17 protein-coding genes are annotated in these 20,663 nt (G+C 75.2%); 12 read left to right on the top strand and 5 right to left on the bottom strand.

Translation table 11 applies throughout. The annotated features are described in order from the left end of the window. Positions 1-8 precede the first annotated feature (8 nt). Entirely contained in the window at positions 9-1,085 is a 1,077-nt protein-coding gene (disA, locus tag E4A51_RS14285) for a DNA integrity scanning diadenylate cyclase DisA (RefSeq protein WP_046530004.1), read from the top strand. Positions 1,086-1,143: 58 nt separating this feature from the next. Here disA and E4A51_RS14280 read toward each other — a convergent pair whose 3' ends face one another. Further along, complete coding sequence (locus tag E4A51_RS14280; protein ID WP_134852173.1) at positions 1,144-1,785, bottom strand: hypothetical protein; 642 nt, start codon at positions 1,783-1,785, stop codon at positions 1,144-1,146. Positions 1,786-2,123: 338 nt separating this feature from the next. Between E4A51_RS14280 and E4A51_RS14275 the strand changes: the two genes are divergently transcribed. Further along, positions 2,124-3,053 carry an A/G-specific adenine glycosylase gene (locus tag E4A51_RS14275; protein WP_134852172.1) on the top strand — a complete coding sequence of 310 codons (930 nt, stop codon included), beginning with the start codon at positions 2,124-2,126 and terminating at the stop codon, positions 3,051-3,053. Positions 3,054-3,237: 184 nt separating this feature from the next. Here the strand turns inward: E4A51_RS14275 and E4A51_RS14270 are convergent, their stop codons facing one another. Further along, positions 3,238-3,753, bottom strand: coding sequence for an amino-acid N-acetyltransferase (locus E4A51_RS14270; protein WP_046530001.1), 516 nt, complete (start codon positions 3,751-3,753; stop codon positions 3,238-3,240). 221 nt (positions 3,754-3,974) lie between these two features. Then, positions 3,975-4,961: a sugar-binding transcriptional regulator gene (locus E4A51_RS14265; RefSeq protein ID WP_082131594.1), complete on the bottom strand. Its 987-nt coding sequence runs from the start codon at positions 4,959-4,961 to the stop codon at positions 3,975-3,977. A 175-nt stretch (positions 4,962-5,136) separates the two neighbouring features. Between E4A51_RS14265 and E4A51_RS14260 the strand changes: the two genes are divergently transcribed. The 7 genes from E4A51_RS14260 to E4A51_RS14230 all read left to right on the top strand — a co-directional run bounded on the left by E4A51_RS14260 (position 5,137) and on the right by E4A51_RS14230 (position 15,610). Beyond that, positions 5,137-6,951 carry a glycerol-3-phosphate dehydrogenase/oxidase gene (locus E4A51_RS14260; protein WP_134852171.1) on the top strand — a complete coding sequence of 605 codons (1,815 nt, stop codon included), beginning with the start codon at positions 5,137-5,139 and terminating at the stop codon, positions 6,949-6,951. 116 nt (positions 6,952-7,067) lie between these two features. Next, positions 7,068-7,805 carry an MIP/aquaporin family protein gene (locus E4A51_RS14255; RefSeq protein WP_134852170.1) on the top strand — a complete coding sequence of 246 codons (738 nt, stop codon included), beginning with the start codon at positions 7,068-7,070 and terminating at the stop codon, positions 7,803-7,805. Positions 7,806-7,850: 45 nt separating this feature from the next. Further along, a complete protein-coding gene (glpK, locus tag E4A51_RS14250) occupies positions 7,851-9,371 on the top strand; it encodes a glycerol kinase GlpK (RefSeq protein WP_134852169.1) in 1,521 nt (506 codons plus the stop codon). A gap of 240 nt (positions 9,372-9,611) precedes the next feature. Then, positions 9,612-12,674, top strand: a complete 3,063-nt coding sequence (locus tag E4A51_RS14245) for a fibronectin type III domain-containing protein (RefSeq protein WP_134852168.1) — start codon at positions 9,612-9,614, stop codon at positions 12,672-12,674. Positions 12,675-12,779: 105 nt separating this feature from the next. Next, positions 12,780-13,574 (top strand): exodeoxyribonuclease III, encoded by a 795-nt coding sequence (locus E4A51_RS14240; RefSeq protein WP_046529996.1) that lies wholly within the window; start codon positions 12,780-12,782, stop codon positions 13,572-13,574. A 105-nt stretch (positions 13,575-13,679) separates the two neighbouring features. After that, positions 13,680-15,023, top strand: a complete 1,344-nt coding sequence (locus E4A51_RS14235) for a DUF4190 domain-containing protein (protein WP_134852167.1) — start codon at positions 13,680-13,682, stop codon at positions 15,021-15,023. A gap of 113 nt (positions 15,024-15,136) precedes the next feature. Next, complete coding sequence (locus E4A51_RS14230) at positions 15,137-15,610, top strand: septum formation family protein (protein ID WP_226237237.1); 474 nt, start codon at positions 15,137-15,139, stop codon at positions 15,608-15,610. Positions 15,611-15,641: 31 nt separating this feature from the next. On the opposite strand, the gene E4A51_RS14225 is transcribed toward E4A51_RS14230, so the two are convergent. After that, positions 15,642-16,364 (bottom strand): DedA family protein, encoded by a 723-nt coding sequence (locus E4A51_RS14225; protein WP_370297506.1) that lies wholly within the window; start codon positions 16,362-16,364, stop codon positions 15,642-15,644. Positions 16,365-16,421: 57 nt separating this feature from the next. After that, positions 16,422-19,025, bottom strand: coding sequence for an ATP-dependent chaperone ClpB (gene clpB, locus E4A51_RS14220; RefSeq protein ID WP_134852166.1), 2,604 nt, complete (start codon positions 19,023-19,025; stop codon positions 16,422-16,424). Between the two features lie 170 nt (positions 19,026-19,195). Here clpB and E4A51_RS14215 point away from each other — a divergent pair, with 170 nt between their 5' ends. The 3 genes from E4A51_RS14215 to E4A51_RS14205 all read left to right on the top strand — a co-directional run bounded on the left by E4A51_RS14215 (position 19,196) and on the right by E4A51_RS14205 (position 20,640). Then, positions 19,196-19,468, top strand: a complete 273-nt coding sequence (locus tag E4A51_RS14215) for a type II toxin-antitoxin system VapB family antitoxin (protein WP_070320287.1) — start codon at positions 19,196-19,198, stop codon at positions 19,466-19,468. Continuing rightward, positions 19,465-19,866, top strand: a complete 402-nt coding sequence (locus tag E4A51_RS14210) for a type II toxin-antitoxin system VapC family toxin (protein WP_134852165.1) — start codon at positions 19,465-19,467, stop codon at positions 19,864-19,866. The genes E4A51_RS14215 and E4A51_RS14210 overlap by 4 nt, the downstream gene beginning before the upstream one ends. A gap of 117 nt (positions 19,867-19,983) precedes the next feature. Further along, positions 19,984-20,640 carry a histidine phosphatase family protein gene (locus tag E4A51_RS14205; RefSeq protein ID WP_134852164.1) on the top strand — a complete coding sequence of 219 codons (657 nt, stop codon included), beginning with the start codon at positions 19,984-19,986 and terminating at the stop codon, positions 20,638-20,640. Positions 20,641-20,663 lie beyond the last annotated feature (23 nt).

Genomic DNA, 20,663 nt, shown 5'->3' with positions numbered 1-20,663 from the left:
ATTCACGCGTGCCGCACCCGCACCACCAGGACGACCTGCTGAGGTCGACGCTCGCCGCGGTCGCGCCCGGCTCCGAGCTGCGCGACGGTCTCGAGCGGATCCTGCGCGGCCGCACGGGCGCGCTCATCGTGCTCGGGATGGACGAGACGGTCGACTCGATCTGCTCCGGCGGGTTCGTGCTCGACGTCGAGTTCTCCGCGACCCGCCTGCGCGAGCTCGCCAAGATGGACGGCGCCGTGGTCATCGACCCCGTGCGCGACCGCATCGTCCGCGCCGCCGTGCAGCTGCTGCCCGACTCGTCGATCCCCACGACCGAGTCCGGCACGCGGCACCGCACCGCCGAGCGCGTCGCGCGCCAGACGGGGCTGCCCGTGATCTCGGTGTCCGCGTCGATGCGCATCATCCAGCTCTACGTGGGCGACCAGCGGCACGTCCTCGAGGACTCCCCCACCATCCTGTCGCGCGCCAACCAGGCCCTCGCGACGCTCGAGCGGTACAAAGCCCGCCTCGACGAGGTCAGCGGCACGCTGTCGGCGCTCGAGATCGAGGACCTCGTCACGGTCCGCGACGTCTCCGCCGTCGTGCAGCGGCTCGAGATGGTGCGCCGCATCTCCGACGAGATCGCCGGGTACGTCGTCGAGCTCGGCAGCGACGGCCGTCTGCTCACGCTGCAGCTCGACGAGCTCGTCGGCGGCGTGGGCACCGAGCGCGAGCTCGTCATCCGCGACTACGTCGACACCACGCGGCGCGCGGTCGAGACCGTGCCCGACGCGCTCGCCGAGCTGGACTCGACCCAGCTGCTCGACATCGCGCACATCGCGCGCGTGCTGGGGCTGCCCGGCGGCGGCGAGGAGCTCGACGCTGCCGTGGGGCCCCGCGGCTACCGACTGCTGTCGAAGGTGCCGCGCCTGCCCCGTCCCGTGGTCGACCGGCTCGTCGACCACTTCGGCGGCCTGCAGAAGCTCCTCGCGGCCACCATCGAGGACCTCATGGCCGTCGACGGCGTGGGCGAGCAGCGCGCCCGCTCGGTCCGGGAGGGTCTGTCGCGGCTCGCCGAGTCGAGCATCCTCGAGCGCTACGTCTGACCGCGGCGGCGCCGTGCCCGCGGCACGCCGACCCGGTGACGTGCCGCCCCGCGACCCGTCAGCCCAGGCCGAACACCGCGGCCGGTGACGTCGCGCCCTGGAGCGCCACGGTCACCGAGTACGTGCCGGGCTGCGGCGACGGCAGGCCCCCGGGGCAGCCCTCGGCCGAGCGCACGCGCGTCCAGGTCAGGGCCGACACGTCCGACTCGCCGGCCGGCAGCAGCAGCGTGCGCGTGGCGGCGTCGTCGCCCGCGCAGTCGAGGCTCGACCACACGCGGTCCTCGCCCGACGTGACGACGACCTCCTGGTGCGCGTCACCCGCGTCGACCAGGCAGGGTGCCGCACCGGAGTTCGTCACGGTCACCTCGAACGTCGGGTCGACGTCGGCCGCGAACGCCTCGCCGCCCGGGGCGACGGTCAGCGCGAGCGACGCGGGGTCGCACGTGGCGACGCCGCCCGCGGCGTCCTCGGCGGTGGGTGACGGGGTCGGCGTGGCGGCCGGCGGCTCGACGGCGGCCGCGGGCGTGGGGTCGTCGCCGCCGCGGTCGAGCAGCCACGTCACGAGCAGCACGATCGCGACGAGCGGCAGGCCCAGCACCACGAGGCGCCGGATCCAGAACACGCGCGCGGGCGGGCGCGGCGGCGGGACGCGGCGCACCGCACCCGTGCCGGCGGGGCGCCGGCGGTCGCGGTCGTCCATCGTGTCCTCCCGGGTCGCGCCTCCCGCGGGGCCGCGGCTGCGGCGACCACGGTACGAGGCCCGCGGCCCGCGCGCCGTCCACGACGCGCGTGGCCGCGGCGACACGCGCCCCGGCCCGGACGGTCGTCCACATCGTGGACGACCGGTCCGGCGTCGTGAAGCGCCTCCCCGCCGCCGGTGGCGCGCACCGCACGGGAGGACGGCGCCGCGCCGGCACGGCAGGTGCGTGTCCCCGGACCGCCGCACCGCACGGGCGCGCCGCGGTGCCGCACCGCGCCGCCGTGCCGCTCGGCCGCGGCCGAAGTTGGCCCGCCTCGCGCCGCCGGGCACCATGAGGCGTGCTCGCCGCCGACCCCGACCCGCTCGCCGCCGACGTCCGACGCGACGTCGTCGCGTGGTTCGACGTGCACGCGCGCGACCTGCCCTGGCGTGCTCGCGACCGCACGCCGTGGGGCGTCCTGGTGAGCGAGGTCATGCTCCAGCAGACGCCCGTGGTGCGCGTGGAGCCGGCGTGGCGCGCGTGGATGGACCGGTGGCCGACGCCCGCGGACCTCGCGGCCGCGCCCACGGCCGACGTGCTGCGGGCGTGGGACCGCCTGGGGTACCCGCGGCGGGCGCTGCGGCTGCAGGAGTGCGCGCGCACGGTCGTCGAGCAGCACGGCGGCGACCTCCCGGACGACGAGGCGGCGCTGCTCGCGCTGCCGGGCGTCGGCGCCTACACCGCCGCGGCGGTCCGCGCGTTCGCGTTCGGACGCCGCTCGGTCGTGCTCGACACCAACGTGCGGCGCGTCCTCGCGCGCGTGGCGGCCGGCGAGGCGCTCCCGGCACCGGCCCAGACGGTCGCCGAGACACGCGCGGCGGCCGCGTGGGTGCCCGACGACGACGACGCCGCGGCGGCCCGCTGGGCGGCCGCGTCGATGGAGCTGGGCGCGTTGGTCTGCACGGCGCGCGCGCCGCGGTGCGACGCGTGCCCGGTGGCGGACCGCTGCCGCTGGCTCGCCGCGGGACGGCCCGTCGACGCGCACGCGCACCGGCGCCGCACGCAGGCGTGGACGGGCACCGACCGGCAGGCCCGCGGCCGGGTGATGGCGCTGCTGCGCGAGGCGATCGCCCCCGTGCCGCACGACGCGGTGGCGGCCGTGTGGCCCGACGCGACGCAGCTCGCGCGGTGCCTCGACGGCCTGGTCGCGGACGGTCTGGTCGCGCGGGACGTCGCACCGGGCGACGACCCGGACCCGTCGGCGACGACGTACCGCCTCCCCGGCTGAGTGTCACCCCCTACCACCCCGCACACCACCGCCACCCCACCCGCGGCCCCCACACACCACCACGATCCCGACCGCCGAACGCGGGGTCTCGCCGGTGACGGGCGTCGAGGACCGGCCGTACCCCGCGTTCGGCGGCGGGCGGCTGCGGGGCGGACCCGTGGCGCCGGGCGGGCGAGCCGACCCGTCAGAGCTCGAGGAGCATGCGGGTGTTGCCCAGGGTGTTCGGCTTGACCCGCGCGAGGTCGAGGAACTCCGCGACGCCGTCGTCGTGCGAGCGCAGCAGCTCGGCGTAGACGTCGGGCGGCACGGGGGTCCCGTCGATCTCGACGAACCCGTGGCGGCGGAAGAACTCGACCTCGAACGTCAGGCAGAACACGCGCCGCAGCCCGAGCCGGCGCGCACGGTCGACGAGCCCGTCGACGAGCGCGTGGCCGACGGCCCGCCCGCGGTACTCGGGTGCGACCGCGAGCGTGCGGATCTCGGCGAGGTCCTCCCACATGACGTGCAGCGCACCGCAGCCGACCACGTCGCCGCCGTCGGCGGGGCGCGCGACGAGGAACTCCTGCACGGCCTCGTAGTAGCCGACCCACTCCTTGGCCAGCAGGATGCGCTCGTGCGCGTAGGGCTCGACGAGCCGGTGGATCGCGCGGACGTCGGCGGGCAGGGCCGGCACGACGTCGACGGGGGCGGGTTCGCTCACGCCCCCAACCTACGCACGGACGTGCACGCGCCGGGCCGCCCCGCACGGTCCCGACCCCGTCCGTCCCACGGGTCGAACGCGGGGTTCGGCCGGTCTGCGCGGCCCGGCACCGGACGAACCCCGCGTTCGCCGGAGGAGTGAGACCCGGGGGCGGGATGGGTGCAGCGGAGCCGGCGGGTGCAGCGGGGGCGGCGGGTGCAGCGGGCCGGCGGGTGGGTGGGTCAGGGGCGGCGCGGGTGCGCGTGGGGGCGCGACGACGCGGCCTCGACGAGCGCGGTGGCGGTGACCTCGTCGACGACGAGGTCGGTGACGACGTCGGCGCGCAGCGCGGCCAGCAGCGGCGCGACCTTGTTGTCGCCGGCGACGACGCACACGCGCCGCGGCACGCGCTGCAGCTCGTCGGGCGTGGGGCCGGTCGCGCGGCTGTTGAGCGAGACGTCCTGCCAGGACCCGTCGGCGCGCAGGAAGACCGTGCAGACGTCGCCGACGACGCCCTCGTCGTGCAGGCGGCGCACGTCGTCCTCGTCGAGGTACCCGGCCGAGTAGACGTGCGACGGCACGGCGCCGGCGACGGCTCCCGCGGAGAACACGGCGATGTCGGCGCGGCGCTGCATGTCCAGGACCCGCTTGACCGACCGTTCGCGCCACATCGCGGCCTTGGTGTCGGGGAAGTCGAAGAAGGCGGGGACGGAGAAGTGGTGCACGGCCGCGCCGAACGCCGACCCGAACGACGAGATGAGGTCGGACGCGTACTCGACGCCCGACGTGCGCATGTTCGCGGCGCCGTTGAGCTGCACGACCGCCGACCCGCGCGTCGGCTTGGGCGCGAGGTACCGCGACACGGCCGCGAGCGTGGTGCCCCACGCGATGCCCATGACCATGTCGGAGTCGAACCACGACGCGAGCAGACGTGCGGCGGTCATGGCGACCTGGTCGAGCCGCTCGACCGAGCCGGCGGAGTCGGGCACGGGCACGACGTACGTGTCGATGCCGTACGCGGCGGAGATCGAGCGACCGAGGCCCGGCGCGCGCGTGCTCGACGGGCGCAGCGTGATCTCGACGAGCCCGGTCTCCCGCGCGCGCTTGAGCAGGCGCGACACCGTCGAGCGGGAGGTACCGAGATGACGCGCGATGACCTCCATCTTGAGGTCCTGCAGGTAGTACATCGACGCCGCGCGCAGCACGTCCTGCTCCCGCTCCACGAACACCCGGCGCCACCCCTCGTACGGACCATGGTCCCGGCAACCCTGCACGTTCGTGCACTCCGGTTGCGCGTCCGTTCTGGACGTGATGACGATAACCGGGACGCGCCCGGCGGGCGAGGGGGCCACCGCCGTCCGACGCGTCCGACCGCACGGCTCCACCCGGGAGGGGATCCACCGCATGAGGACCGCACCGCTGACGGCACAGGCACGCCAGGACGCGCTGGCGGCGCTGCGCCGCAGCTCCGAGGGCGGCGGCGAGCTCGACGTGCTCGTGGTCGGCGGCGGCGTCACCGGCGCGGGCATCGCGCTCGACGCCGTGACGCGCGGGCTGTCGACCGCGGTCGTCGAGGCGCAGGACTGGGCGTCCGGCACGTCGAGCCGCTCGAGCAAGCTCGTGCACGGCGGCCTGCGCTACCTGCAGATGCTCGACTTCCACCTGGTGCGCGAGGCGCTCACCGAGCGCGACCTGCTGATCACGCGGATCGCACCGCACCTGGTCAAGCCCGTGAGCTTCCTCTACCCGCTGGAGAACCGGGTCTGGGAGCGCGCGTACGTCGGCGCGGGCGTCGCGCTCTACGACACCCTCGCGTCGGTCTCCGGCACGCGCCGCGCGATGCCGATCCACCAGCACCTCACCCGCAAGGGCATGGAACGGCTGTTCCCCGACCTGCGGCACGACGCGGCCGTCGGCGCGGTCCGGTACTGGGACGCGAGCGTCGACGACGCGCGCCTCGTCGAGACGCTCGTCCGCACGGCCGTCAGCTACGGCGCGCACGCCGCGTCCCGCACGCAGGTCGTCGGGCTCGAGACCACGGCCGGCGGCGCCGTCACCGGTGCGCGCGTGCAGGACCTCGAGACCGGCGAGGAGATCGCCGTGCGCGCCCGCCAGGTCATCAACGCCACGGGCGTGTGGACCGAGCAGACCGAGTCGCTCGCGGGCAGCGAGGGCGGCCTGCGCGTGCTGGCCTCGAAGGGCATCCACATCGTCGTGCCGCGCCAGCGGATCGAGGGCAACACGGGCCTGATCCTGCAGACCGAGAAGTCGGTGCTGTTCATCATCCCGTGGTCCCGCTACTGGGTGATCGGCACGACCGACACCCCGTGGGAGCAGGAGCTCACGCACCCCGTCGCGACGAGCGCCGACATCGACTACGTCATCGACCACGCCAACCAGGTGCTGTCGCGCCCGCTGACGCGTGACGACGTCATCGGCACGTGGGCCGGCCTGCGGCCGCTGCTGCAGCCGGGCACCAAGGAGGGCACGTCGTCCGCCAAGGTGTCGCGCGAGCACACGGTCGCCTCCCCCACGCCGGGCCTCACGGTCATCGCGGGCGGCAAGCTGACGACGTACCGCGTCATGGCCAAGGACGCGGTGGACTTCGCGCTCGGGTCGCGCGCCACGACGCTGCCGTCGATCACGCACGAGGTGCCGCTGGTCGGCGCGGAGGGCCTGCGCGTCGTGCAGCGCCAGTCCCGCGCGATCGCCGCGCGCTACGGCTGGGACCGCCCCCGCATGGACCACCTGCTGCACCGCTACGGCTCGCTGCTGCAGGAGCTCACGGACCTGTGCGACGAGCGCCCCGAGCTCGCTCGCCCGCTGCAGCACGCGCCCGCGTACATCGGCGCCGAGATCGTCTACGCCGCGAGCCACGAGGGCGCGCTGCACCTGGACGACGTGATGATGCACCGCACGCGCCTCAACTACGAGCAGTCCGACAAGGGCGTGGGCGCGCTCGACGAGATCGCCGACCTGCTGGCCCCCGTGCTGGGCTGGGACGACGCGACGCGGCGCCGCGAGATCGAGGCGTACGTCGCGCGCGCCGAGGCCGAGGACGCCGCGGCGGCCGAGCCCGACGACGCGTCGGCCGAGCGCGTGCGGCTGCGGGCGACCGACGTCGCTCCGCTCGTGGCGCTGGGGGACGACGACGTCGACCCCGGCACCAAGCCCGGCTCGCCCGCCGGACGCGGCACGTCCGGCCCGGCCGGCACCTGAGACCCCGGGGGTGCGGCGCCCCGCCGCACCGCACCCCCGGCCCACCGTCCCCTCGCGGACGGTGACCACCCGCGGCGGGGGCCCGCGTGACAACGACGTCGACGGAAGAGGTCGAAGTGGACTACACGATCGGTGATGCGTTCCTCTCGGAGACGCTCGGCACCGCCCTGCTCCTGCTGCTGGGTGCCGGCGTCGTGGCGAACGTGATCCTGCCGAAGACCAAGGGCTTCGGCGGTGGCTGGCTGCTCATCAACTTCGGATGGGGCCTCGGTGTGTTCGCCGGCGTGTACGCGGCGTACAAGTCGGGGGCGCACCTGAACCCCGCGGTGACCATCGGCATCTGGGCGTCCGGCGCGGACGAGTTCGCCAAGGGCATCCCGGTGACCGCCGCCAACGGGTTCCTCTACGTGACCGCGCAGATGCTCGGTGCCTCGATCGGCGCCGGCCTGGCGTTCCTCGCGTACAAGAAGCACTTCGACCAGGACGCCGACCCGGCCGTGAAGCTGGGCGTGTTCTCGACCGGCCCCGAGCTGCGCTCGTACGGCTGGAACTTCGTCACCGAGGTGCTGGCGACGTTCGTCCTGGTGTTCATCGTGCTCGCGTTCGGCAAGACCCCCGCCGAGCTCGGGCCGCTGGCCGTCGCGCTGCTCGTGGTCGGCATCGGCGCGAGCCTCGGCGGGCCCACCGGCTACGCCATCAACCCGGCCCGTGACCTCGGCCCGCGCATCGCGCACGCGCTGCTGCCCATCAAGGGCAAGGGCTCGTCGGACTGGGCCTACGCCTGGGTCCCGATCGCCGGCCCGCTCGTCGGCGGGATCCTCGCGGGCCTGCTGGCGCGCGTGTACATCGTCTGACCCCGCTTCCCCACCACCACGTCAGCCCCGACGGAGGGATCCCGCATGACCGACCAGTTCGTCCTGGCGATCGACCAGGGCACCACCTCGACCCGCGCCATGATCTTCGACCACGCCGGCATGGTCGTCTCGGTGGGCCAGAAGGAGCACGAGCAGATCTTCCCCAAGGCCGGGTGGGTCGAGCACGACCCGACGGAGATCTGGACCAACACGCGCGAGGTCGTCGGCATGGCCCTGGGCCGTGCGAGCCTCACGCACGAGCAGATCGCCGCGGTCGGCATCACCAACCAGCGCGAGACCGCCGTCGTGTGGGACCGCGAGACCGGTGAGCCGGTGTACAACGCGATCGTCTGGCAGGACACGCGCACGCAGAAGATCTGCGACGAGCTCGCGGCGCTGGGGGGCGGCGCCGAGCGCTACAAGGACAAGGTCGGGCTGCCGCTCGCGACGTACTTCTCGGGGCCCAAGATCCGCTGGATCCTCGACAACGTCGAGGGTGCGCGCGAGAAGGCGGAGGCCGGGCGGCTCGCGTTCGGCAACACCGACTCGTGGGTGCTGTGGAACATGACCGGCGGCGTCAACGGCGGCATCCACGTCACCGACCCGACCAACGCGTCGCGCACCATGCTCATGAACATCGACTCGCTCACGTGGAACGAGGAGATCGCCGGCGAGATGGGCGTGCCCGTCTCGATGCTCCCCGAGATCCGCTCGTCGTCCGAGGTGTACGGCGAGGGCCGCAAGGGCGGTCTCCTGCCGGGCGTGAAGATCGCGGGCATCCTGGGCGACCAGCAGGCCGCGACGTTCGGGCAGGCGTGCTTCGAGGTGGGGCACGCCAAGAACACGTACGGCACCGGCAACTTCATGCTCATCAACACGGGCACCGAGCCGATCTCGTCGCAGAACGGCCTGCTGACGACCGTCTGCTACAAGATCGGCGACCAGCCGACCGTGTACGCGCTCGAGGGGTCGATCGCCGTGACGGGGTCGCTCGTCCAGTGGCTGCGCGACAACCTCGGCATCATCTCGTCCGCCCCCGAGGTCGAGCAGCTCGCGGCCACGGTCGAGGACAACGGCGGCGCGTACTTCGTGCCCGCGTTCTCCGGCCTGTTCGCGCCGTACTGGCGCTCCGACGCGCGCGGCGCGCTCGTCGGCCTCACGCGCTACGTCAACAAGGGGCACATCGCGCGCGCGGCGCTCGAGGCCACGGCGTTCCAGACGCGCGAGGTGCTCGACGCCATGAACGCGGACTCGGGGGTGGACCTCACCGAGCTCAAGGTCGACGGCGGCATGGTCGCCAACGACGCGCTCATGCAGTTCCAGGCCGACATCCTCGGCGTCCCGGTGATCCGCCCGCAGGTCGCGGAGACCACGGCGCTGGGCGCCGCGTACGCCGCGGGCATCGCGGTCGGCTACTGGTCGGGCGAGCAGGACGTGATCGACAACTGGGCCGAGGACAAGCGCTGGGAGCCGTCGATGGACGGCGACGAGCGCGACCGGCAGTACCGGCTCTGGAAGAAGGCCGTCACGAAGTCGTTCGACTGGGTGGACGACGACGTGCGCTGACCGCACGACGACCGGCGCGCCCGCGCGCCGGTGAGGACGAGGGCCCGGGGCGGGGAGGCTCCGGGCCCTCGCCCTGCCCGGACCGCCCCGTTCGTCCGGTCCCGCCCCTGGGTGCTACCACCCCTCTTCGCCGTGCAGGACGAACGTCCTGCTCGACTCCCTTCACCTGCGGGCACGCCCCGCCGATGGGGCCGAGGACGCACCTCGAGCCCCGGGGAGCGACGAGGAGCGGAGGGACGCATGCGAGTGCGTCGGTGGATCACGACGACGGTGGCGACGGTGCTCGCCGCGGGGACGGTGGCGGTCACGTCCACGGCCGCGCAGGCCGCGAGCGCGGACGAGCTCGCGGCGGCCCTGCTGGGCGGCACGGACGCGCTCGCGTCGGCCGAGCTGCTGGCGCCCGCCCAGGCGAACGGCGCGTCGGCGGCCGTCATGACGACCCCGGTGGCGGGGTTCCCGACGCGCCCCGGCGGGTCGTACGTGGTGCTGTCGTCCGGGCGTGCGGACCAGCTGATCGGCGCGCAGGGCACGGCGGCCAGCACGGCGTGGTCGTCCACCGCGGTGCGGCCCAGCGTGTTCGACGTGACGACGCTGCGCGTGACGCTCGACGTCCCCGCGGGGGCCAACTGCCTGCTGGGCGTGAGCTTCCGCTTCCTGTCCGAGGAGTACCCGCAGTACGTGGGCGACGTGTACAACGACGCGTTCATCGCCGAGGTCGGCCAGAGCACCTGGACGATCGGGCCCGGCAACACGATCGTCGCGCCCGACAACTTCGCGTTCGACCCGCAGGGTCGCGTGCTCAGCATCAACTCCGGCCTGTTCGGCGCCGGCTCGTCGCCCGCCGCCGAGGCCGTGGGCACCGTGTTCAACGGCGCCTCGCCGCTGCTCACCGCCGCGGTCCCGCTGCAGGGCGGCACGCAGCAGGACCTGTTCTTCACGGTCTTCGACCAGAGCGACGCGACGCTCGACTCGGCCGTGATCATCGACAACCTGCGCGTCGGCACGGTCGCGGACGTCGCGACGCAGTGCCGGCCCGGCGCGCAGCAGGCGCCGTCGGAGATCACGGTCACCGCGCAGGCGCCGACGCAGGTCGACGCGGACGGCACGGCCGACGACACGTACACGGTGCCGGCCGTCGAGGGCGTCCAGTACACGGTCGACGGCACGCCCGTCGCGGCCGGCACGTACCCGGGCGCCGGCACGGTCGTGGTGACCGCGACCGCGCTGCCCGGGTACGTCCTCACCGGTGCGACCGAGTTCACGCTCGTCTTCACCGACGTCCGCCACGTGACGGCCGTCCCCCCGACGCAGGTCGACACGTGGGGCACCGCCGACGACACGTACACGATCCCGTCGGTCGACGGCGTGCAGTACCTCGTCGACGGCGCACCCGTCGCCGCCGGCACGCACCCGGGCGCCGGCACCGTCGTCGTCGAGGCGTCCGCGCTGCCCGGGTACGTCCTCACGGGACCGACGCGGTTCGAGCTGGTCTTCACCGACGTCCGCCAGGTCGCCGCGACCGAGCCCGCGCAGGTGGACACGTGGGGCACCGCCGACGACACCTACACGATCCCGTCCGTCGACGGCGTGCAGTACCTCGTCGACGGCAGCCCCGTCGCGCCCGGCACCTACCCCGGCACCGGCACCGTCGTGGTGACCGCCGAGGCCGCCGAAGGGCACGTGCTGACGGGCCCGTCCGAGTGGGTGCTCACGTTCACCGACGTGCGGCAGGCCACCGCGGTGGCCCCCGGGTGGACCGACGCCGCGGGCACCGCCGACGACACCTACACGATCCCGTCGGTCGAGGGCGTGCGGTACTCGGTCGACGGCACGCCCGTCGCGGCCGGCACCCACCCGGGCACCGGGACGGTCGTCGTCGAGGCGAGCGCGCTGCCGGGCTACGTCCTGACGGGCCCGACGGCGTTCACGCTCACGTTCACCGACGTGACCCCGGTCGCGGCCGTCGCCCCGGGTGTCCTGGACCGTCCCGGCACGGCGCTCGACCGCGTCGTGGTCCCGACGGTCCCGGGCGTCGTCTACCTGCTGGGCGACCAGGTCCTGGCACCGGGCGAGCACGCGCTCACCGGAACGCACGAGATCACCGTCCGCGCCGCGGACGAGCGCCACGTCCTCACCGGCCCGACGCGGTTCACCGTCGTGCTGTCGGACGCCGACGTGCCCGGGCGGGTCACGGGCCTGGCCGGCGGTGCCGGGCGCGAGCAGGTGTCCCTCACGTGGTCCCCGACGCCGACCGCGACGGGCTACCGCGTCCAGCGCAGCACGGACGGCAGCACCTGGACCGACGTCGCGACGACGGGCGCCCCGGCGGGCACCGTGCCGGCGACGGGTGGTGCCGCCTGGTACCGCGCGGCCGCGACGAACGACCTGGGCCAGGGCCCGTGGAGCGAGCCCGTGCAGGTCGCCCCCGCGCGCCCCGCCGACGCGCCGCGCGTGACGTCGGTCGTGCCGGGCAACCGGTCGCTGACGGTGACGTTCGAGGCGCCCGGGTCCGACGGCGGCGCGCCGGTCGAGCACTACGAGTACACGGTCGACGGCGGCGCGACGTGGGTGCGGGTCGACGGGTCGCCGTTCGTGGTGCGTCGCCTCACCAACGGCACGGCGTACGACGTCCGGGTCCGCGCCGTGACGGCGGCGGGGCCCGGCACGGCCGGGACCGGGACGGCCACGGCCCCGGCGGTCGTGCCCGTGACGGTCGACGGCACCGACGGGACGCCGACGGTGCCCACCGTGGCACCGGGCGCCGTGCTCGTGCGCTCGGACGACCGGCCCGTGGCCGCGACGCTCACGACCGGGCCCGAGGGCGTCACCGTCGCGGGCGACGGGTTCGGCGTGTCGCTGCGCGGGTTCGAGACCGACGGCTCGCCGCTCGCGGTGGACGGCGAGGGCCGGCTCGTGGTCGAGCAGGGCGGGTTCGTGTCCGTCACCGGCCACGGGTTCGCGCCGGGCAGCGAGGTCGACGTCTGGCTGTTCTCGACGCCGACCCTGCTGGGCACCGTGCCCGTGGGCGCCGACGGGACGTTCGCCGCGCGGCTCGCGCTGCCGGCGGGCATCCCGGCGGGGCTGCACACGGCCCAGCTCAACGGCACCGCGGCGGACGGCTCGCTGCGCTCGGTCGCGACCGGGCTGGTCGTGCGCGCCGCGCCCGGCGGCCCCGCGGCCGACGCGGGTGCGCTGGCCGTGACGGGTGCGTCGACGGCGCCGCTCGCGCTCGCCGCGCTCGCGCTGCTGCTGCTCGGCGCCGGTGCGCTGCTCGCGGCGCGCCGCCGGGGCGGGCGCGGCTGACGCCGCCCGCACCCGGTCGGGCCCGCTCCCCCGTGGGGGGCGGGCCCGACCCACGTCCGGGGCCGGCGGTGTCGGCGTCGGCGTCGGCGGGTAGCGTTCCGCCCCGTGCTGCTCGCGACCTGGAACATCAACTCGATCCGTGCCCGCGTGGACCGCGCCGTGGCCTTCCTCGAGCGCACGGGGGTCGACGTCCTCGCGCTGCAGGAGACGAAGGTCAAGGACGAGGCGTTCCCGCGCGAGCCGTTCGAGGCCCTCGGCTACGAGGTCGTCACGCACGGGTACTCGCAGTGGAACGGCGTCGCGGTGCTGTCCCGCGTGGGCGTCGCCGACGTCGAGCGCGGGTTCCCCGGGCAGCCGACGTGGGGCGACCCGGGCGTCGCCGAGGCGCGCGCGCTCGGCGTCACGTGCGGCGGCGTGCGCGTCTGGAGCCTGTACGTGCCGAACGGGCGCGAGGTCGGCGACCCGCACTACACGTACAAGCTCGACTGGCTCGCGGCGCTGCGCGACGCGGCGCAGGGCTGGCTCGCGACCGACCCGCGGGCGCAGGTCGCGATGGTCGGCGACTGGAACGTCGCGCCGCTCGACACCGACGTGTGGGACGTCGGCTGGTTCGCGGGACGCACGCACGTGACGCCCGCCGAGCGCGACGCGTTCACGGCGTTCGCGCACGCCGGCTACACCGAGGTCTCGCGCGTGCACCTGCCGGCCGAGCGCACGTTCACCTACTGGGACTACCAGCAGCTGCGGTTCCCGCGGGACGAGGGCATGCGCATCGACCTCACGTACGCGAGCCCGGCGCTCGCGGCGCGCGTCACGGGCGCGCGGATCGAGCGCGACGAGCGCAAGGGCAAGCAGCCGTCGGACCACGTGCCGGTCGTGCTGGAGATCGCCGAGCCGTGACGGGCGACCCGTGCGGGTGCGTCGGCGCGCCCGCACGGGTGGTCGCGCCCCCGGCCCGTGGCCCCCGGGACGAACCCGTCATCCCGCTCCACTAGATTCGGCACCATGACGTCGACCCCCGAGGACCGCGACACCCCCGCCGCCGGGGCCGGTCCGGTCCAGGAGCCGCCCGCGGCCGAGCCCACCGTGTCCGAGCCGCCGGCGCCCGAGCCGCCCGCCGCACCGGGCGCGACCGCGTCCGCGACGTGGGGGACGTCCGCGTCGCCCGTGTACGGAGGCCAGGACACCCAGCCGCTCGCGGGGACCGCCCCGACGCAGCCGTTGCCGCCCGCGGGCGACACGCAGCCCCTCACGTGGGCCACGCCGGCGCCGACGGCCCCGCTGCCCGCGGCGACCGGTGCACCGGCGCCGGCGTCCGCGCCGCAGGACCCGTGGGCGGTCCGCGCCGACGCGACCTCGGGCGCGTCGGCGTCGCCCTACGGCGCCGCACCGACGCCGCCGCCGCTCGGGTCCGGCGGTGCGACGCCGCCGCCCGGTGTCGGCGGCGCCGCGCCGACGTACGGCACGCCGCCCCCGCCGCCCGGCCCCGGCTACGGTGCGGCACCGCCCGCGGGCCCCGGCTACGGCGCCCCCGCCGGCCCCGGACCGTGGGGGCCGCCCGCGACCCCGGTCGACGGGCTCGCGATCGCGTCGGTCATCACGTCGGGCGCGGGGCTGCTGCTCATGCTCGGCGCACCGGGGCCGATCGGCATCGGGCTCGGCATCGGGTCGCTCGCGCGCATCAAGCGCACGGGCGCCCGGGGCCGCGGCCTGGCGATCACGGGCATCGTGCTCGGTGCCGTCGGCACCCTCGTGCTCGGCTTCATGGTGTGGCTCTTCGTGACGCTCGTCGCCTGGGGCCAGACCCAGGCCCAGCAGGCGTCCGACGCGCTGGGCAGCGGCAGCCTCGAGCAGCTGCTGGAGGACCTGCAGAGCGGCAGCGGCTCGTCGGGCTCGGGCGAGCTCGACGGACTGTTCGACGACCTGCAGGAGCAGCTCGACCAGCTCGACCAGGGCACGGGCTCCGACGCGTCGGGCACGCTCCCGCAGTACACGCTGCCCCAGGACGTCGCGGCGGGGACCTGCTACTCGACGTTCCCCGGCTACTACGACCTGTCCGACGCGATCCCGCTGCCGTGCGACGTCGAGCACGACGCGGAGGTCGTCGCGCTCGTCACCGCGACCGGTGCGCCCGCGACCGACCTCTCGGCCGACGACCCGGTGATGACCACGGCCCTCGACGAGTGCGCCGCGGCGATCGACGCGATCGACCCCGGCCTGCTCGAGCGCGGCTACGCCGACGTGTGGCTGCCGCACCCGGACCAGGTCGCCGCCGGTCAGCTCGTCGGGTACTGCATCGTCGAGGACGACGCGCCGCGCACCGGGTCGCTGCTGGGGGCGACCCCCTGACCTCCGCCGACGGGCCGGGCGGTGACGTCCCGGACGACCTGTACGCCCCGACGTACCGCGCCCCGGGGTGGCAGGAGGCCGCCGCCGACCACGCCCGCGCGCGGCGACGCACCGTGCTGGTCGCGGCGGGCGTGGGCGCGCTCGTCGTCCTCGCCGTCGCGGCGGTGGTCGGGACGCGCGCCGTCACGGCGGCGCGCAGCCGGCCGCTGCCGGCCGACGTGACGGCCCCGACGTCGGCGCACGTCGTGCAGCTCGTCACCGGGTCGTGCGTCGCCGCGCTGCCGGCCGACGGCGAGGTCGCACGCGTGGACGTCGTGCCGTGCGCGCAGCCGCACGCGGCGCAGGTCGTCGCGCAGTACGCGTTCGACCCCGCGGCGGTGTGGCCCGGTCAGGCGGGCGCCGACGCGCGCGTGGCCCGCGCGTGCGTCCTGAGCGAGGACGAGCAGGCGGCGGGCGTGCGCGTGGTGACGTGGGCGCCGACGGAGCAGGGGTGGGGCCGCGGCGACCGCACGGGGCTGTGCCTCGCGGTGCCGCCGTCGCCGGTCACGGGCTCGTTCCTCGACGGCTCGGCGACACCGGCACCCTGACCCCGCGCCCCGGACGGGTGCACGACGTCCCTCAGGCGTCCGTGCGCTCGCCGCGCCGTGCCGCGCTCGCGGCGCGCCGGCGCTCGCCCCGGGCACCCGTGCGCGCCCACACGAAGTGCACGAGGACGGCCGCGATGACGACGTACACGACCGCGTTGAGCCAGTCGCTGTACCGGCCGACGTCCTCCCACTGCGAGCCCAGCAGGTACCCGGCCCACACCAGGCCGCCGTTCCACACGGCCGATCCGACCAGCGTGTAGAGCGAGAACCGCCAGAACGCCATGCCCTCGACCCCGGCCGGGATCGAGATGAGGCTGCGCACCACGGGCACGCACCGCCCGACCAGCACCGCGACGCCGCCGTGCCGCTCGAACCAGCCCTCGGCACGGTCGAGGTCGTCGACCTCCATGAGCGGCAGCCGCTCGAGCCAGCGGCGGATGCGCGCGCGCCCGACCCACGCGCCCAGCCCGTACAGCGCCCACGCGCCGACCAGCGCACCGAGCGTGGCCGCCGCGACGGCCCAGGCGAGCGACATGCCGCCCTGCGACGCGACGTACCCGGCGACGGGCAGCACGACCTCGGACGGGATGGGCGGGAAGAGGTTCTCGAGCGCGACCAGCAGGCCCACGCCGACGGGTCCGAGCGCGTCGATCACGGACACGACCCACCCGGCGAGACCGGTGAGCTCGCCGCCGCCGGCGGCGTGCAGGACGGTGGCGGGCGCGAGCGGCAGCATGTCGACGGATGCTGCCACGCGGACCACCGGTGCGCGCGCCGACCCCGCCGCACGGGCGGGGTCGGCGCGCGGCGGTCAGCGGGTCGCGTGCACCGTCAGGCCGCCGTCGGCGAGGTCGACGTGGACGGTGTCGCCGTCGCGCACCTCGCCCGCGAGCAGGCTGCGCGCGAGCCGGTCGCCGATCTCCTTCTGCACCAGGCGGCGCAGCGGACGTGCCCCGTACGCGGGGTCGTAGCCCTCGAGCGCGAGCCACTCGCGCGCACCCTCGGAGACGTCGAGCGTGAGACGACGGTCCGCGAGCCGCTGCGCGAGCGCGTCGACCTGCAGGTCGACGATCCGCCCGATCTCCGCGATCGTCAGCGCGTCGAACAGCACGACGTCGTCGAGCCGGTTGAGGAACTCCGGCTTGAACGCCGCCCGCACGGCGCCCATGACGGCGTCCCGCTTCGACGCCTCGTCGAGGGTCGGGTCGACGAGGAACTGCGAGCCGAGGTTCGACGTCAGCACGAGGATGACGTTGCGGAAGTCGACCGTGCGGCCCTGGCCGTCCGTCAGGCGCCCGTCGTCGAGCACCTGCAGCAGCACGTCGAAGACCTCGGGGTGCGCCTTCTCGACCTCGTCGAGCAGCACGACCGAGTACGGCCGGCGCCGCACGGCCTCGGTGAGCTGACCGCCCTCCTCGTAGCCGACGTACCCCGGGGGCGCGCCGACGAGCCGGGCGACCGAGTGCTTCTCGCCGTACTCGCTCATGTCGATCCGCACCATGGCGCGCTCGTCGTCGAACAGGAAGTCCGCGAGCGACTTCGCGAGCTCGGTCTTGCCGACGCCCGTGGGCCCGAGGAACAGGAACGAGCCGGTCGGACGGTCGGGGTCGGAGATCCCGGCCCGCGCGCGGCGCACCGCGTCGGACACCGCCGCGACGGCCTTCTTCTGACCGATGAGCCGCTCGCCGAGCACGTCCTCCATGCGCAGGAGCTTCTGGGTCTCGCCCTCGAGCAGGCGGCCCGCGGGGATGCCGGTCCAGGCCGCGACGACCTCGGCGACCTCGTCGGGCCCGACCTTCTCGGCGATCATCGGGGTCTGCTCGGTCGCGAGCTCGCCGTCGAGCGCCGCCTCGGACGCCTCGGCGTCGGCGATCTCCTTCTCGACCGCGGGGATCTCGCCGTACATGATCCGCCCGGCGGTCGCGAGGTCGCCGTCACGCTGCGCACGGTCGGCGTCGGCACGGAGCTGGTCGAGCCGCGCCCGCAGGTCGCCGACCCGGTTGTGGCCGGCCTTCTCCTTCTCCCAGCGCGCGTTGAGCGCCGCGAGCTCCTCGCGGCGGTCGGCGAGGTCGGCGCGCAACTTCTCGAGCCGGTCGCGCGACGCGGGGTCGTCGGCCGTCTCGAGGAACTGCTCCTCCATCTCCAGGCGCGTGACGGCGCGCTGCAGCTCGTCGATCTCGACGGGCGAGGAGTCGAGCTCCATGCGCAGCCGCGACGCGGCCTCGTCGATGAGGTCGATGGCCTTGTCGGGCAGCTGACGGCCGGTGATGTAGCGGTCGGACAGGGTCGCGGCGGTGACGATCGCACCGTCGGAGATCTCGACGCGGTGGTGCGCGGCGTACCGCTCGCGCAGGCCGCGCAGGATCGCGACGGTGTCCTCGACCGACGGCTCGCCGACGAAGACCTGCTGGAAGCGGCGCTCGAGCGCGGGGTCCTTCTCGATGCGCTCGCGGTACTCGTCGAGCGTGGTGGCGCCGACCAGGCGCAGCTCGCCGCGGGCCAGCATGGGCTTGAGCATGTTGCCCGCGTCCAGTGACGACTCAGGGCCCGAGCCACCCGCGCCGACCACGGTGTGGAGCTCGTCGATGAACGTGATGATCTGCCCGTCGGAGCCGGTGATCTCGGCCAGCACGGCCTTGAGGCGCTCCTCGAACTCGCCGCGGTACTTGGCGCCGGCGACCATCGAGGCCAGGTCGAGCGAGACGAGCGTCTTGCCGCGCAGCGACTCGGGGACGTCGCCCGCGACGATGCGCTGCGCGAGGCCCTCGACGACGGCGGTCTTGCCGACACCGGGCTCGCCGATGAGCACGGGGTTGTTCTTGGTGCGGCGCGAGAGCACCTGCACGACGCGGCGGATCTCGGCGTCGCGGCCGATCACGGGGTCCAGACGACCCTCGCGGGCGCGCTGCGTGAGGTCGACGCCGTACTGCTCGAGCGCCTTGTACGTGCCCTCGGGGTTGGGGCTCGTGACGCGCCCGTTGCCGCGCACGGCGGGCAGCGCGGCGACGAGCGCGTCGCGCGAGGCGCCCGCGGCGCGCAGCGCGTCAGCGACGCCCGACTGCCCGGCGGCGAGGCCGATGAGCAGGTGCTCGGTGGACACGTAGTCGTCGCCGAGCGAGCGGGCCTCGGCGTTGGCGGCCTCGATCGCGGCGGCGGTCTGGCGCGACGCGCTCGGCTGCGCGACCGACGAGCCGGTCGAGGACGGCAGGTTGACGAGGATGCCGCGCACGGCGCGTCCGAGCGCGCCGCGGTCGGCACCGACGGCGTCGAGCAGGCCGTTGGCGACGCCGCCGTCCTGGCGCAGCAGCGCGTCGAGGACGTGGGCCGGCTCGAGCTGGGGGTTGCCGGCGGCGCTCGCGGACTGGATGGCGTCGCCGAGCGCCTCCTGCGAGCGGGTCGTGAACTTCGCGTCCAAGGGTTCCTCCTGTGCGGGTGACGCACGTCGTCGGGATGTGTCTGCCAGTCCCAACCGCTGACGAACTTGAGTCTATTCCGCTCAACTTCACGCAGCACGTCGGGCGTGTGACGGCGCCCGAGCGTCTCCACCACGGTAGACAGTGCGATACACCGGGGTAGACTCCGACCATGTCGCTCAACATCAAGAACGAGCGGACCCATGCGCTCGTCCGCCGCCTCGCGCACCTCACGGGCCAGTCGCAGACCGCGGCGGTCGAGGACGCGGTCGCGCGGCGCCTGGCCGAGGTCGAGTCCCTGGCACCGACGGGGCACGTCGACACCCGCTGGGTCGACGTGCAGCACCTGCTCGTCGAGTACCGGGCCGACCTCACACCGCAGGACCGGGCCCGCATCGCCGACGCCGACGCCGACCTGTACGACGAGCGGGGGCTGCCCCGGTGATCGTCGACACGTCGGCCGTCGTCGCGATCCTGCTCGGGGAGCCGCACGCCGAGGCGCTCGCCCGCACCGCCCTGAGCGCCCCCCACGCGCGCATGTCCGCCGCGACGTTCGTCGAGCTGTCGGCCGTCGTGACGCAGCGTGACGCCCCGCAGCAGCGGCGGCGCGTCGAGCACGTCCTCGACCGCCTGGGCGTCGAGGTCGTCGCCCTGACGCCCGAGCACGCGCGCCTCGCGGCCGAGGCGTACCGCGAGTTCGGCCGCGGCAGCGGGCACCCGGCGCGCCTCAACCTCGGGGACTGCTTCTCCTACGCCCTCGCGTCCGCGCTCGACGAGCCCCTGCTGTTCGTCGGCGACGACTTCGCACGGACCGACCTGCGCCCGGCGTGGACGCCGGACTGACGGAGCTCGCGGGTGCCCGCCGCCCACGCGTCGGCCCGCTGTCACGTCGTCGTCACCGCCCCGCCACCGGCGGCTCCTAGCGTCGGGCGCGACCGACGAGCAGAGAGCAGGGCACCGATGACCCTCACCATGACCCTCGTCCGCCACGGGCGGACCCACTTCAACGCACGCCGCATCCTGCAGGGCCGTTGCGACTCCCCCCTCACGCGCGACGGGCGCGCGGGCGTGCGGACCACCGCGCGTCACCTCGCCGCGACGCCGTTCCGCGCCGCGTGGGCGTCGCCGTCCGGGCGCGCGGTCGCGACGGCCGTCGAGCTGCTGCGCCACCACCCCGACGTGCCGCTGCGCACCGACCCCGGCCTGCTGGAGTACGCGTTCGGCGTGTACGAGCAGAAGGCCGAGCGCGTGCTCGACGAGGTCGTCGCGTGGCCCGACCTCGTCGCCGACGTGCTCGCCGGGACCCACCCCGGCCTGCCGGGCGGCGAGAGCGGCCGCGAGTTCATGGACCGCACGCGCGACGTGTTCGCGCGCATCGCGGCGACGCACCACGAGGGTCACGTCCTCGTCGTGGGCCACGGCCTCGCGCTCGGCGCGTACCTCGCGACCGTCGACGACGTGGGCCTCGTGCCGCTGCCGAACGCGTCGGTCTCGACCGTCGAGGTCGAGCGCGACGGGTCCGTGCGGCTGACGAGCGTCGCGGTCGACGTCGCGCAGCAGGGGCACGTCGCCGCGCGGCCGATGCGCGTCGAGGTGCCCGTCCCGTCCGTCGCCTGACGGCGCCGCCGCGGCAGCAGCCG

Source organism: Cellulomonas sp. HD19AZ1 (assembly GCF_004535805.1).
In the GTDB taxonomy this organism is placed as follows: Bacteria; Actinomycetota; Actinomycetes; order Actinomycetales; family Cellulomonadaceae; genus Cellulomonas; species Cellulomonas iranensis.
Note: the sequence above shows the minus strand (reverse complement) of the source record. Positions and strands in the feature narration are given on the sequence as shown.

What these genes read in the sequence shown, in the direction of transcription:
- E4A51_RS14280 (WP_134852173.1), bottom strand. Translation starts at nt 1,785, where the DNA reads ATGGACGACCGCGACCGCCGGCGCCCCGCCGGCACGGGTGCGGTGCGC.
- E4A51_RS14260 (WP_134852171.1), top strand. Translation starts at nt 5,137, where the DNA reads ATGAGGACCGCACCGCTGACGGCACAGGCACGCCAGGACGCGCTGGCG.
- glpK (WP_134852169.1), top strand. Translation starts at nt 7,851, where the DNA reads ATGACCGACCAGTTCGTCCTGGCGATCGACCAGGGCACCACCTCGACC.
- E4A51_RS14245 (WP_134852168.1), top strand. Translation starts at nt 9,612, where the DNA reads ATGCGAGTGCGTCGGTGGATCACGACGACGGTGGCGACGGTGCTCGCC.
- E4A51_RS14235 (WP_134852167.1), top strand. Translation starts at nt 13,680, where the DNA reads ATGACGTCGACCCCCGAGGACCGCGACACCCCCGCCGCCGGGGCCGGT.
- E4A51_RS14215 (WP_070320287.1), top strand. Translation starts at nt 19,196, where the DNA reads ATGTCGCTCAACATCAAGAACGAGCGGACCCATGCGCTCGTCCGCCGC.
- E4A51_RS14205 (WP_134852164.1), top strand. Translation starts at nt 19,984, where the DNA reads ATGACCCTCACCATGACCCTCGTCCGCCACGGGCGGACCCACTTCAAC.